This window comes from Streptomyces sp. CB09001 (assembly GCF_003369795.1).
Lineage (GTDB): Bacteria > Actinomycetota > Actinomycetes > Streptomycetales > Streptomycetaceae > Streptomyces.
This window is the reverse complement of sequence record NZ_CP026730.1, coordinates 45871-59649: the sequence shown is the minus strand read 5'-3', so window position 1 is coordinate 59649 and position 13779 is coordinate 45871. Positions and strand designations below refer to the sequence as shown.

General features: G+C 74.3%; 12 protein-coding genes and 2 pseudogenes. 5 read left to right on the top strand and 9 right to left on the bottom strand.

What is annotated here, in order from left to right:
* The first annotated feature begins 116 nt into the window (after window positions 1–116).
* Both C4J65_RS00290 and C4J65_RS00285 read left to right on the top strand, forming a co-directional pair.
* On the top strand, window positions 117–725 hold the full coding sequence (locus C4J65_RS00290) for a TetR/AcrR family transcriptional regulator (RefSeq protein ID WP_162832952.1): 609 nt from the start codon (window positions 117–119) through the stop codon (window positions 723–725).
* A 107-nt stretch (window positions 726–832) separates the two neighbouring features.
* Window positions 833–1556 (top strand): annotated as a pseudogene (locus tag C4J65_RS00285) (DUF2470 domain-containing protein).
* Here the strand turns inward: C4J65_RS00285 and C4J65_RS00280 are convergent.
* From C4J65_RS00280 to C4J65_RS00265, 4 genes are all read right to left on the bottom strand, one after another.
* Window positions 1524–2741, bottom strand: a complete 1218-nt coding sequence (locus C4J65_RS00280; RefSeq protein WP_205350935.1) for a lactonase family protein — start codon at window positions 2739–2741, stop codon at window positions 1524–1526. The pseudogene C4J65_RS00285 and the gene C4J65_RS00280 overlap by 33 nt on opposite strands.
* A 35-nt stretch (window positions 2742–2776) precedes the next feature.
* Window positions 2777–3817: a hypothetical protein gene (locus C4J65_RS00275; RefSeq protein ID WP_115740503.1), complete on the bottom strand. Its 1041-nt coding sequence runs from the start codon at window positions 3815–3817 to the stop codon at window positions 2777–2779.
* Window positions 3818–3893: 76 nt separating this feature from the next.
* On the bottom strand, window positions 3894–5162 hold the full coding sequence (locus tag C4J65_RS00270) for an FUSC family protein (RefSeq protein ID WP_205350934.1): 1269 nt from the start codon (window positions 5160–5162) through the stop codon (window positions 3894–3896).
* Between the two features lie 105 nt (window positions 5163–5267).
* A complete protein-coding gene (locus C4J65_RS00265) occupies window positions 5268–5762 on the bottom strand; it encodes an FBP domain-containing protein (RefSeq protein WP_115740501.1) in 495 nt (164 codons plus the stop codon).
* A 226-nt stretch (window positions 5763–5988) separates the two neighbouring features.
* On the opposite strand from C4J65_RS00265, the gene C4J65_RS00260 reads away from it, so the two are divergent.
* The gene (locus tag C4J65_RS00260; RefSeq protein WP_115740500.1) at window positions 5989–7278 is read left to right on the top strand and encodes an ROK family transcriptional regulator; all 1290 of its coding nucleotides are present in this window, start codon (window positions 5989–5991) and stop codon (window positions 7276–7278) included.
* 63 nt (window positions 7279–7341) lie between these two features.
* Window positions 7342–7650, top strand: a complete 309-nt coding sequence (locus C4J65_RS00255) for a hypothetical protein (RefSeq protein ID WP_115740499.1) — start codon at window positions 7342–7344, stop codon at window positions 7648–7650.
* Window positions 7651–7667: 17 nt separating this feature from the next.
* On the opposite strand, the pseudogene C4J65_RS00250 reads toward C4J65_RS00255, so the two are convergent.
* The 4 genes and pseudogenes from C4J65_RS00250 to C4J65_RS00235 all read right to left on the bottom strand — a co-directional run bounded on the left by C4J65_RS00250 (window position 7668) and on the right by C4J65_RS00235 (window position 12032).
* A pseudogene (locus C4J65_RS00250) lies at window positions 7668–8689 on the bottom strand (SDR family oxidoreductase).
* A 296-nt stretch (window positions 8690–8985) separates the two neighbouring features.
* The gene (locus C4J65_RS00245) at window positions 8986–10182 is read right to left on the bottom strand and encodes an FUSC family protein (RefSeq protein WP_205350933.1); all 1197 of its coding nucleotides are present in this window, start codon (window positions 10180–10182) and stop codon (window positions 8986–8988) included.
* Between the two features lie 106 nt (window positions 10183–10288).
* Window positions 10289–10945 carry an HAD family hydrolase gene (locus C4J65_RS00240; protein ID WP_115740498.1) on the bottom strand — a complete coding sequence of 219 codons (657 nt, stop codon included), beginning with the start codon at window positions 10943–10945 and terminating at the stop codon, window positions 10289–10291.
* Between the two features lie 55 nt (window positions 10946–11000).
* Window positions 11001–12032 (bottom strand): PHP domain-containing protein, encoded by a 1032-nt coding sequence (locus tag C4J65_RS00235; protein WP_205351121.1) that lies wholly within the window; start codon window positions 12030–12032, stop codon window positions 11001–11003.
* A 140-nt stretch (window positions 12033–12172) separates the two neighbouring features.
* On the opposite strand from C4J65_RS00235, the gene C4J65_RS00230 reads away from it, so the two are divergent.
* A complete protein-coding gene (locus tag C4J65_RS00230) occupies window positions 12173–12409 on the top strand; it encodes a hypothetical protein (protein WP_115740496.1) in 237 nt (78 codons plus the stop codon).
* Between the two features lie 52 nt (window positions 12410–12461).
* On the opposite strand, the gene C4J65_RS00225 is transcribed toward C4J65_RS00230, so the two are convergent.
* On the bottom strand, window positions 12462–13736 hold the full coding sequence (locus C4J65_RS00225) for a glycoside hydrolase family 16 protein (RefSeq protein ID WP_115740495.1): 1275 nt from the start codon (window positions 13734–13736) through the stop codon (window positions 12462–12464).
* Window positions 13737–13779 lie beyond the last annotated feature (43 nt).

Genomic DNA, 13779 nt, shown 5'->3' with positions numbered 1-13779 from the left:
TCTCCCTTGACGCAGCGGCGTGTTGCACGAGCCGAGGCGAGCGTGTTGTACATGGATTCAATAACGCGCCCCAGTCTCGACCCGTTGTTGAACCGGCGTCAAGTAAGGTGCGGGGCATGGCCGCGAACCAGGGCGGGCGCGTCCGCCGCCGGCTCAGCACGATCGAGCGCCGGGAGCAGTTGCTCTCGGTGGGTGCGCGGCTGTTCTCGGAGAGCCCCTACGACGAGGTCTGGATCGAGCAGGTCGCCGAGATCGCCGGGGTCTCCCGCGGGCTGCTGTACCACTACTTCCCGAACAAGCGGGACTTCTTCGCGGCGGTCGTCGAGCGCGAGAGCGAGCGCATGCTGCGGATGACGGCGGCCGTGCCTGGCGTCCCGGTCCGCGAGCAGCTCACCGCGGGCCTCGACGCCTACCTGGAGTACGTCCGGGCCCACGCGCACGGCTACCGTGCCTTCCACCGCGCCGACGCGGCGGGGGACCGCGCGGTGCGCCGCGTCTACCAGAGGGCGCTCGCCGCGCAGGAGCGGCAGATCCTCGCCGCCCTGGCCGCGGACCCGGAGTTCGGCCCGGCCTTCGAGGAGCGCGGCGACGTACGGCTCGCGGTACGCGGCTGGCTGGCCTTCACCACCGCCGTCTGCCTGGAGTGGCTGCGGGATCCGGAGCCCGCCCGCGAGCAGGTGCGGGACCTGTGCGCACGGGCGCTGCTGGGAGCCATCGCGCCCTGACGGTGCCGCTCCGGATGCCGGTTCGAGGAACTGTCGTGGTTGGCGCACTCCCCGATCTCCGCTAGGTTAGGTGAGCCTTACCTAATGAACTGTGAACGGAGGTTGGGATGCGTGACAGCCACACCTGGACGGCCGCACCCGGCGCGGCGGAACAGGCCCGTTCCGTGCTCGCCGCCGCCTGGTCCTGCGCGGTGACCGCGGAGGGCGGCCGCGAGGAGTTCGTCGGCGCGCACACCGTGGCCGACGACGGCCGGGTGCTTCTGCGCGTGCCCGAGGACAGCGCGCTGCTCACCGCGGCGGTGTGCGCGCCCCGCGGCGAGCCGTCCGCCGTGCTGGAGTTCGCCGACGTGGCGCCCGTCCCGGTGCGGGGCCGGATCAGGGCCCGGCTCTGGCTCGCCGGCTGGTTCGCCGTGACGGACGGGCACCTGGCCTTCCGGCCCACCCGTGTGGTGCTGCGGCGGCCGTCCGGCGCCGTGGTGGTCGACGTCGACGAGTTCACCGCCGCGCAGCCCGATCCGCTGGCGCTGGCCGAGGCGCGGCTGCTGACCCATCTCGCCGACTGCCACGACGACGCCGTGCAGCGGCTGACCCGGCTCGTCGACCCACAGCCTGCACGGAGCGGTCCGGGTGCGGCCGCTCGCCGTCGACCGGCACGGACTGACCCTGCGCGTCGAACGCGTCCGTGGCCACGGCGACGTACGCCTGCCCTTCCACGCGCCCGCCGACGAGATCGCACAGCTCACGGAGCGGGTGCACGTGCTGCTCGCGCAGGCGGGCGCCGTCTCCCGACCGCGAGCCCTACAACGGCAGCGCACAGACGGCGACGGGTGAGGCGAAGGGCTCTCCCGTAAGCCGCAGTCCGCCGTCCGCACCCACCCGGAACGTGCTGACGGTGCCGGACCGCTGGTTGGCCGCGAACAGCAGCCCGCCTTTGGGGGAGAAGGCGATCTGCCGGGGGAAGTCGCCGCCCGCCGGCACGGTGCCGAGGAACCGGAGCCGGGCACCCTCCGCCTCCACCGCGTACCGCGTGACGCTGTCGTGCCCCCGGTTGGCGAGGAAGGCGTACGCGCCGTCGGACGTCACCAGCATCTGCGCCGGGTGGTTGGCGCCGGTCCCCCGGCCCGATGGCGCCCCGGTGGACTGCGGCTCGCCGACGGCCAGCCGTCCCGTCCCCGGGTCGTACGCGCAGACCGCGACGGTGTTGTCGACCTCGTTGGCGACATAGACATGGCGTCCGCCGGGGTGGAAGGCGAGGTGCCGGGGCCCGGCGCCCGGCCGGGTCCGGGCCCGCGAGAGCTCCACGAGGGTCCCCGCGCCCTCGTCCAGACGGTAGGTGTAGACGGTGTCCGTGCCGAGGTCCACGGCGAGGACATGGGCCCCGTCCGGGGCGGTGACGACCTGGTGCGCGTGCGGGCCCCGCTGTCCCGGGCCCGGCGGGGGAGTGGAGTGCGTGACCAGGCCGGTGCGTTCTCCCAGTGCGCCGGAGGCGTCGATCGGGTGTACGGCGAGGCTTCCGGAGCCGTAGTTGGCGCTGAACAGCCAGCGCCCGCCCGGGTGCACCGACAGGTGGCAGGGCGCCGCGCCGCCGGTGCTCCGGCTGCCCAGCACCCTGCGGTCCGACAGCCGGACGGCGGTCACCGCGCCGTCCTCGCGCTCGTTCACCGTGTACAGGGTCCGGCCGTCGGGATGCACCGCCAGGTACGAGGGATCGGCCACCTCGGCGAGGAGGCCGCTCCCGGTGATGCGGCCCGTCGCGGGTTCGTACTCGGCGAGCCCGACGCCCCGGCCGCCGCCCTCCGCGGAGGTGTAGGTGCCGAGGAGGAGCGGGCGCCGGCCGGAGGACCCCCGCTCCCTGCCGGACGCACCGCTGCTCGCCCGGGGCGCGGTGGGCGTCGCGGACGGTGCCTCCGTCCCCGCCGGACCTCCGCACGCCGCCGCGGGGAGTGCCGCCGCCGCGGTGGCGGTCCGGGCGAGGAGCCCGACCAGTCGCCGCCTGCTCCAGCCGTCCCCGTCCATGCCGCCCTCCCGCACCCGTACCGTCCCTCGCGCCGCTACCAGTCCCCGTCCCGCACCGGCTTGCCCGGCGCGTCCCCCAGCGGGTGGACCTGGTGGGGCGCGGGCGGCTGCCAGGGCTCGTGGTCGTCGCCGATCCAGTCCCCGACCGGCTTCACGTCCTGAAGCGGCCCGGTGGGCGCGAGGTCGTGGGCGTCCTGGTCGTAGTAGTCGTACCAGGGCAGGCCGGCCCGGGTGTACGCGGCCCGGTCCACGGGGGACGGCGGCGGCGCCTCGCCGGTGATGCGGCGCCACTCGGGCGGCGTCACCAGGTGCACGAAGACCCGGCCCGCCGGACGCTCGGCCCAGTCCGTCGGCGGCCGCTGGTCGCGGTACACCTCCTGGCGCATGGAGCCGCCGACGCCGAGACCCATGGCGGGCGCCGACCGGGGCCGGGCCGCTCCGCCGTACGCCGGGGCCGCGCCCGGGGCGGCCGGTGCCGGAGCGCCGAGGGCCCCGCCCGGACGGGCCGCCCTGCGGGCCGTCTCCGCACGGCGCCGCTCCTCCTCGCGCCAGCGGGCCAGCTCGGTGTCATTGAGGGTGAACGCCTGCAACTGGACGCCTCCCCAGACCTCCTCGCCGGTGACCTGGCCCTCGACACTCGCCCCCATGCCGAGCGGCACCGCCACGAACTGACGGACCGTGCCGGTACCGGAGTTGATGCCGTCCAGCCAGGGCTGGCGGGGAAGGACCACGTAGTTCTGCGGGTCCCGGGACAGCCGGTCGCTCCAGGGCCTGCCCGAGACCGCGCACACCTTGCCCACTCCCACCTGGAGCGCGGCGGGCTCCCGAGTGCCCGCGAAACTCAGCCACATGGCCTCCCGCAGGTACACCGGCAGCATCACGCCGCCGCGCGCCCGCCACGCCTCGGGCACCCTGTCGGCGTAGTCGGAGACCCGGCGGACCGGGAACTCGCCGAGCCCGGGCGGCAGCGGATGCGTGCCCGTCTCGGGCAGCCGCAGGGTGCGTATGAAGCGGACCGTCGCACCGCCCGGCAGCGACAGCCGGTTCCCGTCGATCCGCACACTGGTGTCGGTCATCCGAACGCCCCCTCATTCGCGGTTCACGCGACTTCGCGGGCCGCGCGTACTTCGTCGTTCCTCACTTCGTCGTTCCTCAAGGGGAACGCCGCGCGGCGGTGTCGCGGTTCCGCCCGCGCCGCCCGGCCCGCAGCCGGTCGCGCGCCCGGTCCCGCAGCCGGGTCAGCCGCGGCATGCGCTCGCGCTGCTCGCGCGTGTGACGGTCCAGCTCCTCCAGGAGCCGGCGGGAGCGGTGCTCGGTGTCCATCTCGTCGATGATCCGGTTCACCTCGGCCAGCACCGCGCCCCGCAGCTGCCACTGCGTCGCGTCGCGCCGGACCTCCTCCAGCAGCAGGTCGGCCAGCCTGTCCCGGGTGGCCGCGGCCTGGCGCAGCTCGGCGGTCAGCCGCTCCTCCGCGGACTCGGCGTTCTCACTGGCATTGCTGGTGACCAGCACCGAGAAGCTCACCACGGCGTCGGCGATCTCGGACAGCAGCTGCTGGATCGCGGCGCCCGTCTCCGGCGCGAACAGGGGCTCCGGCTCGCGCTCCTTGGCGAGATCGGTGAAGCTGCGCGCGAGGACCCGCATGACCACCGTGCAGATCTCCAGGGTGTCCAGACCGGTGCGCAGCACGACTCGGTGGAGCAGCCCCTCGCGCACCCGGGGATTGAACCGCAGGCTGTCCTCCGCCTGGCGCAGGTCCTCGTCCACCTCGCCGATGTCGTGGTCGAGCCGGCGGGCCTCGTGCAGCCGGGCGGCCGCCTCGTGGAACGGCGTGCTGCCGGCGGCCTCCTCGCCCATGCGCAGCAGCAGTTGGCGCACCTGCCGGGCCAGCCCCACGACGGACTCCCCGGCCTGCTCCACCCACACCGGAGGCGCGAGGATCAGGTTGAAGACGAGTCCGACGATCGCCCCGATCAGCGTCTCCACCACCCGCGCCCAGGCCAGGCTCCCGTGCGAGGTGACGCCGAGCACCAGCATCGCGCTGATCGCCACCTCGGCGGTGAACTCCTCGGCGCGCACCAGGTGCCCGACACCCAGCGCCGCCACGATGATCAGGGCCAGACTCCACCAGCTCAGCCCGACCAGCTGGCTGAACGCGATGGCGACCAGGACACCCGCGACCACGGCGTTCACCCGGCGGAAGCTCATCTTCAGCGTGGCGTACAGGGTGACCTGGACGACCAGCAGCGCGGTCAGGGGAGCGGTGAGCGGCGCCGCCGACTTGTCGGGGGACAGCCGCACCGCGATGACGTAGGCGATCGAAGCCGCGGCTGCGGAGCGCAGGGCCTGTACGACCATGGGGTCCCGCAGCCACTTCACCCGCCGCAGAGCCGCCCTCGCGGCCTCAAGCACATCCCGCATCCTCGGGCGGTTCCCTTCCGCAGGCGCCTCGAACGTGTCCGATCAGGACGGTAGCCGGACGCGGGCGGCCGGGCCCCTCTCACGCGCCGGGCGCGGCCGGACGGGTCAGGCGGTCACCTTGGCGACGAACGCGGACAGATTGCCCAGCGCCCGGGCGACCTGTTCCTCCAGAGTCAGACTCTCCTCGAATCGGGCGCCGCTCTGCGACACCTTCCTGCCGCGCAGATACAGGGAGCAGGCGAGATCGGTGCACATGTACAGGCCGACCGAGTTTCCCTCACGGCCGGCCGCTCCGGCCTTGCGCGCCGTCATCAGGGACACACCGCCCCGGGGGTGGGTGGTCAGGCACAGCGCGCACATGCTGCGCTGGAAGTAGCCGCTCCTGGCGGTCTGGAAGCGCAGTGCCACACCGGTGAGACGCCCGTCGAGGTCGGCGACCAGGTAGCTGCGGTCGGGCGCCCCGGGATCCCGCCAGCCGAGGAAGTCCAGATCGTCCCAGGGGCGCTCGTCCAGGTCGCGGGGGACGGCCAGGCGCTTGGCCTCGCCCTTCGAGCAGTTGATGAAGGAGGTGCGGACGTCCTGCTCGTCGAGTGCTCTCATCGGAGCCTCCCCTTGGTCATGTCGGGCACATGGGCGATATGGGCCACAGGTGCCTAGGGTCTCTAGGTTTCCACCTAGCGTAGATAGCCCACGATGGAGTCGCCACCGGATTTCCGCGGATTTCCGAGGAGGCGAGTTCATAGCATGAATTAAGCACAAAGGGAAGTCGCGTGCGGCCCCGCGGCGGAGGTATCTTGCAGACCGGGCACGGTACGGGAGGAGCCACATGGCGGGGCGGAACGGGCGCACGGTGCGCGACCTCAGGAGGGCCAACCGCACGGCCGTACTGCAACGGCTCTACTTCGACGGACCGCTCAGCCGCTTCGAGCTGGGTCCGGCGACCGGCCTCAGTTCGGGTTCCGTCAGCAACGTGGTCGCCGACCTGGTCGGCGACGGACTGGTGGAGGAGGCCGGCAGCGTCGACTCCGACGGCGGCAGGCCCCGCACCCTGCTGCGCGTGGCCCCCGCCAGCGGGCACATGATCGGCGTGGACGTCGGCGAGACCCGGGTGCGGGTCGAACTGTTCGACCTCACGCTCACCGAACTCGCCCGCGCCGAACGCCCGCTGGCCCCGCAGCGGCACGACGTCGACGTCATCGTCGGACACGTCCGCGACGGCATCGCCGAGGTCCTGGCCACGGCCGGACTCCCGCCCGAGCGGCTGCTCGGCGCCGGGATCGGCGTCCCCGGCATCGTCGAGCACACCGCCGACCGCGGTGCCGTGGTGCACGGTCAGACCATCGGCTGGGACGCGGTCCCGCTGGAGGCCCTGCTCCGCGCCGGCTCACCACTGCCCGACACCGTCCCCTACCTCATCGACAACGGCGCCAAGACCCTCGGCCAGGCCGAGATGTGGTTCGGCGCCGGGCGCGGTGCCCGCAACGCGGTCGTGGTCCTCTTCGGCTCCGGTGTCGGCGCCAGCCTCGTCACCCCCGAGGCCGAGCAGGGCCGGGCGGTCGAATGGGGGCACCTGACGGTCCGGGTCAGGGGCCGCCGCTGCCGCTGCGGAGCACTCGGCTGCCTGGAGGCCTACGCCGGTGCGGAGTCGCTGCTGGCCCGCTGGCGGGAGGAGGACGGCCGGGTGCCCGAGGGCACCGACGAGGAGACGGCCCTCACCGCGATGCTCGCCGCCGCCTACCCCGCCGACGGCTCGGCGGCGGACCCGGTCGCGCTCGCCGTCCTGGAGGAGACCGCCGAGTACCTGGGCGCGGGCCTGTCCGACCTGATCAACCTCTTCCAGCCGGAGCGCATCCTCATCGGCGGCTGGGCCGGCCTCCAGCTCGGCGCCCGTTTCCTGCCCGCCGTCCGCCGCCACGCCGTGTCGTACGCGCTGCGCCACCCCGCCCGGAAGGTGACGGTCGAGCTGGGGCGGCTCGGCCCGGACGCCGTCACCGTCGGCGCCGCGATCCTGCCCCTGGCCGACTTCTTCGCGCGGGGCGGCAGACGCCCCGAACCGGCCCCCGAGTATCCGGTCCCGGCCTGGCGCACGGCGCTCGAGGAGCGGGCACCGCACTGAGGTTTCGCCGGTCGCCGAGGAGGTACCCGACGTCGCTCCTAAACCCAGGGGAAGGAGCGCGCCGTGTCCGAGCACCGCCACGAAGGACCGGGTGAGAACGGTGCCCCCGTCCCGCGCGACATGCCCGACCAGCAGGCCGGCGATCACGACGATCCGTGGGAGGCCGCCTCGCCCACCCCCGAGCAGAGCGAGCACCGGCAGGGTCCGGACGACGCACGGCCCGAGGACGACGCGGAGAGCGCCGGTGACGCGGAGACCGGGCCCGTGCCCGACGTGCCCGACACCGACGAGGCCGGCACGGGCCGGCAGGGCGCACCGCACTCGGCTGCCGTACACCCCGAGCACCCGGTGCCGGACGAGTCCTCCGGCTGAGGCCCGGCCCGCGCCGCTCAGCCCACCTTGCGCCCGCGCATCGGCTCCGTGTCCGCCCCCGCGCCCTGTCGCAGCCCCCGCAGGAACTCCTCCAGCACCTCCGTGGCGCTGCGCGTCGCGCGCCAGCCCAGCTCCACCCGCGCCCGTGTGCAGTCCATGACCGGCAGCCGCAGCACCGCGTCGAACAGGTGCGGTGAGGCGGGCAGCAGCCGCATCCCCCACGCGGCGGCGATCGCCGAGCGGGCCGCGGTGCGCGGCAGGCGCACCGGGCGCACCCCGAGCAGCTCGCCCAGCAACCCGGCGTCCACCGGCGGATCGGCCGCGAGGTTGAACGCTCCCCGGGCGTCCGCGGACCGCACCGCCAGCCGGTAGGCCCGGGCCGCGTCGTCCGTGTGCAGGGCCTGCACCCGCAGACCGGGGACGTCCGGCAGGAACGGGAGCAGCTCCGGACGCGCCGCCGGACCCGGCCGCCGAAGATCCGGCGCTGCTCGCTGGCCGACTCCCGCTTGAAGAGGAACGCGGGCCGCATCCGCACCACCCGGATCCCCGGGTGATCGCGTTCGAAGGTGTCCAGGGCCCGTTCCAGATAGGCCTTCTCCCGGCAGTACGCGGCGTCCGGCCAGCCGTGCGTCGGCCAGGACTCGTCCACCGCGTGGTTCTTCGGCCCCGGCGAGTACGCGCCGACCGACGAGGCGTGCACCAGCGCCGGCACCCCGGCCGCGGCCACCGCCTCGAACACCCGGATGGAGCCGAGCACGTTCGTGCGCCAGGTCGTCGCCGGGTCGTGCGTCGGCTGGAACGCCCAGGCCAGATGGACCACCGCGTCGGCGCCCGCGAAACGGCCCGTCAGGTCGCTCTGCTCCGAGGCCAGGTCCACCGCGGCCCACTCCGTCCTCGCGGGCGACCGGTCGGGGATCCGCCGGGCCAGCCCCAGCACGGACCCCACCTCCGCATCCTCGGAGAGAAGTCGCACCACGCTGGTGCCCACGTTGCCCGTGGCACCCGTGACCACGATCCTGCTGCCCTTCGCGCTGCTCACCTCGTGCTCCTCTCGGCCGCCTGCCCGTGCGGAGAGCACCGGGTACCCGCCGCCCGGGAGGAGCACGCAAGGAGAAGCCCCGACCGCGACGGGGGAATCACGATCGGGGCGGTACGAGGTGGATACGGACGGCGGTCGCCTCTCGGCGGAGGGCTCCACAGGGCTTCAGCCGAACGATCTTCCCTGTGGGCTATAGGTGAGGCCCGGGGACACTGTTCCGTCCGTACCCACGATCTGTTCAACGGCGAACGACCGGCCCGTGTTCCACCGTCTGTCGGGGTTTGGGGTGATGTGTGTCACTGCTCGGTGGACTGGCGGGGCTCGGGCACGATCTCGGCCCACAGGTTCTCCGCCTGCAGGAGCAGCGTGCCGAGCACCGCGGTCCGGGCGGCGCCCCGCCCGGCGTGCTCGCGCAGCCCCTCCTGCAGCCGCAGGTGCAGCTCCTCCATCGTCTCCTCGGTGGCCGCCGGATCGGCCTCGGGCTGCTCGCCCGCCCACCGGCCCGCCTCGGCGTGACAGGCGTCGCCGATCAGCCGCAGCAGGCGCGCGTACAGGTCCAGGACCGGACCCTCGGGCGGCGCGGGCGTCCGGTGCTCGTCGGCCGCCACCGCCAGGGTCCGGGTCAGCGCGCCGAGGTTCCCGGTGACCCGGCTCCACCGCCGGTCCTCGTCCTCCGGCGGCACGACGGTGGGCCCGCGGTGCAGCCGTCGCAGGGGGCCCGAGGTCAGCCGCAGGCTCTCCCGGCTCCACGACCGGGCGGAGTCCAGCGCCCCCAGCCGCCGCTCCAGCCGTGCCGCGTCACTGGTCCAGCCGGCCGCGCTCTGTGCGTCCCACTGGGTCTCCCGCAGGTCGGCGGCGACGGAGTGCAGGAGGTCGCCCGCCTCCTCGGCCAGCGCCGCGAGGTTCTCCCGCACGTCCCGCAGGTGGATCGGCGGCAGCACCAGGGCGTTGACCGCCACGCCGATGACCGCCCCGAGCGCCGCCTGCCCCACCCGGTGACCGACCGCGGCGGCCGAGACGGTGGTGCCGGAGGCCAGGACGAACACCGCCGTGGTGGCCGCGTAGATGCCCTGCCCGCCGAACCGCGACCAGTTCGCCACCAGCATCAGCACCGGCAGCGACAGCACCAGCGCCCCCGTGTTGTCGTCCGTGATCGCCTGCGCCGCCGACGCCAGCAGCGCGCCGGCGCAGATCGCCGCGAACTGCTGCCCGGCCTGCCGCACCGAGCTGTAGACGGTGGCCTGCACCAGGACCAGCGCCACCCAGGGCGCCATCAGCGCCATCGGATCGCCCAGCCACACGCCCGCCACGGTCCAGGCGATCAGCGCCGCGCCCGCGGCCTTCAGCGACTGCACGACCAGGTCGCGTTCCCGCCCCGGCCCCCGCCAGGCGGCGCGGACGGCCCGTCCGACGGCACACGCCTCCCACCACACCGCGGCCGCGGGCCGCCGTCCCCGGAGTGCCTCCCGGAGGGTGTGTGTCACAGCGCTCATGCGGTGCCGGACGCCCGCGTGGCCGGCGGACCCGTCTCGGCGCGGGGAGGCCGGGGCAGGTGGGGCGGGCGAGGGGACGGGGGCATGCGAAGCAGGGACCGGCGCCTCATGCCAGCGGGCTCCCGCTCAGCGACGCCAGCAGGTCGGCCGGATCGGCGTAGACGGCCTCCGCTCCCGCCGCCTCCAGGTCGGCGCGGGGGAGACCGCCGCACAGCACCCCCACGCACCGCACCCCGGCGCGGCTGCCCGCGCGCATGTCCCACACGGTGTCGCCCACGAAGACGGCCCGCCCGGCCGGTACCCCGGCCAGCTCCAGGGCGTGCTCGACCGGCTCCGGGTCGGGCTTGCCCGCGTCCACGTCGTCGGCGCTCGCGGTGGCGTCGATCGCGTCGTCGGCGTCGATCGCGCGCCGCAGGGCGCCCAGCTCGGGCCCGCCCGCCGAGGTGGCGAGCACCACCTTCCAGCCGTCGGCGGCCAGACGGCGCAGCAGGTCCCCGGCGCCCGGCAGCGCCGGCAGCCGGTCGAAGTACTGTCCGTACAGTGCCTTGTGCGCGGCGCTCAGCTCCGCGTCCCGCTCCTTGTCCCGGTCCTCGCCGAGCAGCCGTGCGACGAGGTCGCCCGAGGCCAGGCCCACGGCCCGGTGGACGGCGTGCATCGGCACCCGGTGCCCCGCCTGCCGGAACGCCTCCCACCAGGTGGTCACGTGCAGGTGATTGGTGTCGACCAGGGTCCCGTCGACGTCGAACACGGCGGCCCGTTCCATGCGCTGTTCCTTCCTGGTCCCTTCCCGGCCCGTGGCTCGGCGTGCGGGTACCACGTCAGCGGCTCGCCACTCCGGCCGGCGTACGGCCCTCCCGCGTCCAGGCCAGCAGCTCGTCCAGGGACCAGGCCGTGACCACGCGCTCCGGGGGCACCCCGCACTCCTCGGCCCGTACGCATCCATGGATCTGCCAGTCCAGCTGACCCGGCGCGTGCGCGTCCGTGTCGATCGAGAACAGCACGCCGGCCGCCACCGCACGGCGCAGCAGCCGCCGCGGCGGGTCGAGCCGCTCCGGACGGCTGTTGATCTCCACGGCCGTGCCGGACTCCGCGCAGGCGGTGAACACCTCGTCCGCGTCGAACGCCGACTCCGGCCGCCCCCGCCCGGTCAGCAGCCGGCCGGTGCAGTGCCCGAGCACGTCCGCGTGCGGATCGCGGACGGCGGTCACCATCCGGCGGGTCATCGAGCGTGCGTCCATCCGCAGCTTGGAGTGCACGGACACGACCACCACGTCCAGCCGCTCCAGCAGCTCCGGCTCCTGGTCGAGGGAGCCGTCGTCGAGGATGTCGCACTCGATGCCGGTCAGCAGCCGGAAGGGCGCCCAGGTGGCGTTCAGCTCCGCCACCACGTCCAGTTGTTCGCGCAGCCGCGCGGGGGAGAGCCCGCGGGCCACCGTCAGCCGCGGGGAGTGGTCGGTCAGGGCCGCCCACTCGTGCCCGAGCGCCGCCGCGGTCCGGCCCATCACCTCGATCGGGCTGCCGCCGTCGGACCAGTCCGAGTGCAGATGGCAGTCGCCGCGCAGCCGCTCCCGCAGCCGTTCACCACCCCGGGCGAGCGGGGCGTCCGCCTCGTCCTCCAGCTTCGCGAGGTAGCCGGGCACCCGGCCGTCCAGCGCCTCGCGCGCCACCTGCGCCGTCCTGGGCCCGACGCCCTTCAGCGACTCCAGCGATCCCGCCCGCTCGCGCAGCTCGGCGGACGGCAGGGCCCCGAGTACTCCGGCCGCGGTCCGGAAGGCCCGGACCCGGTACGTCGGCGCCTGGGCCCGCTCCAGGAGGAACGCGATCCGTTCCAGCGCCTCGACGGGGTCCATGGCCACCTCCTCGTGCGCCTGTGCCGGCACGTCCAGGGTTCCCCAGAGCGCCCGGGCCCGCACCACGAGCGGGTGGCTCCGTGGGCCGCGGACCAGGGGCCGGGTCCTCGCCCGCGCGGGTTGCGGCCTACCCTCTAGGCATGACCGAGATCGACAGCCCGCACATCGGCAGTCCGCGGATCCTCGTGCTCGGGGTGCAGGCGGGCCCGCCCCCGTTCCGGATCGTGGAGATCGACGGCCAGGTGGTCGGTGAGGCCAAGGCCGTCACCGACGTCCTGGAGGCCGCCGCAGCGTTCGGCATCACGGTCCACGACCTGGACGACCCGGACGTGGTCCGCTGGGTGGGCGGGGACAAGTTCACCTGGACGCCTCGCTAGGATCCGCCGGACGGGCCCCGGGCGGAACGACGGCCCCCGCCCGCCCCGTGCCTCAGCCGACGGTCCACTTCTGGTTGGCGCCGCCCGTGCAGGTCCAGATCTGCAGCCGGGTGCCGTTGGCCGAGTTGTTGCCGGTGACGTCGAGGCACTTGTCGGCCTGGGGATTGACGATGTCGCGCGCGGCGGTGACCACCCAGCGCTGGGCGGCGCTGCCGTTGCAGTCCCACAGCTGGACGACGGTGCCGTCCGCGGTGCCGCCGGCGTTGACGTCCAGGCACTTGCCCAGCGCCCGGACCGTGCCGTCGGAGCCCACCGTCCACTGCTGGGCCGCCGTGCCGTTGCAGTCGTAGAGCTGTACGGGCGTGCCGTTCGCGCTGTTCGCCGCGGCGACGTCCACGCACTTGCCGGCCAGGCCGCGGATCGCGCCGCCGGCCGGAGTCTCGCCCGTCGTCACCGACACGTGGTCGACGACGAGGGTCTGCGGAAAGACCGTGGAGCCGTCCGGGTCGCCGGGCCAGTAGCCGCCGACCGCCAGGTTCAGGATCAGGAAGTACGGCTTGTTGAACACCCACTGCTTCCCGCCCAGGTCGGCCGGGGTGCGCCGCTGGTAGACGGTGCCGTCCACCGACCAGGTGATGGAGTCGGGCGCCCAGTCGACGGCGAAGGTGTGGAAGGCGTCAGCGAAGGCCTGGCCGCCCGGCAGGGTGTACCCCGCGCCGATGCCGCCCGAGCCGGAGTAGCCGGGGCCGTGGATCGTGCCGTGCACGGTGGAGGGCTCGAAGCCGACGTTCTCCATGATGTCGATCTCGCCGGAGTCCGGCCAGTTCACCGGGGTGCCCAGCATCCAGAACGCGGGCCACATGCCCTGGCCGCGCGGCACCTTCATCCGTGCTTCGACGTGGCCGTACTGCGCCGTGAACTTCCCCGAGGTGTTGAGCCGGGCGGAGGTGTACTGGCAGGTGCCGTACCAGCACTGGTAGTTGGCCGGGTTCTCCTTGCGGGCGGTGACGACCAGGTGGCCCTGGCCGTCCAGGGCCGCGTTCCCGTTGCCGGAGGTGTAGTACTGCCGCTCGTGGTTGTTGACGTTGTCGCCGGTCTCGATCTGCCACTTCGAGGAGTCGACGGCCGCGCCGGCCGGGCCGTCGAAGGTGTCGGAGAAGGCAACGGCAGCGGCCGCGGAGGACGAGACGCCGACCGATCCGGCGGACCCTGCGGCCCGGGAGGTTTCCGGGTCCGCCTGGGCGGGGCCGGTCACGAGGGACGCGGCCAGCCCGGCGGACAGGGCGGCGGCGAGGAGGCATCTGCGGAGCAGGCGTGGGCGGGCCACGGCTCTCCCTTCCGTACGGCGCCTCGCGCGAAGGCACCGACCG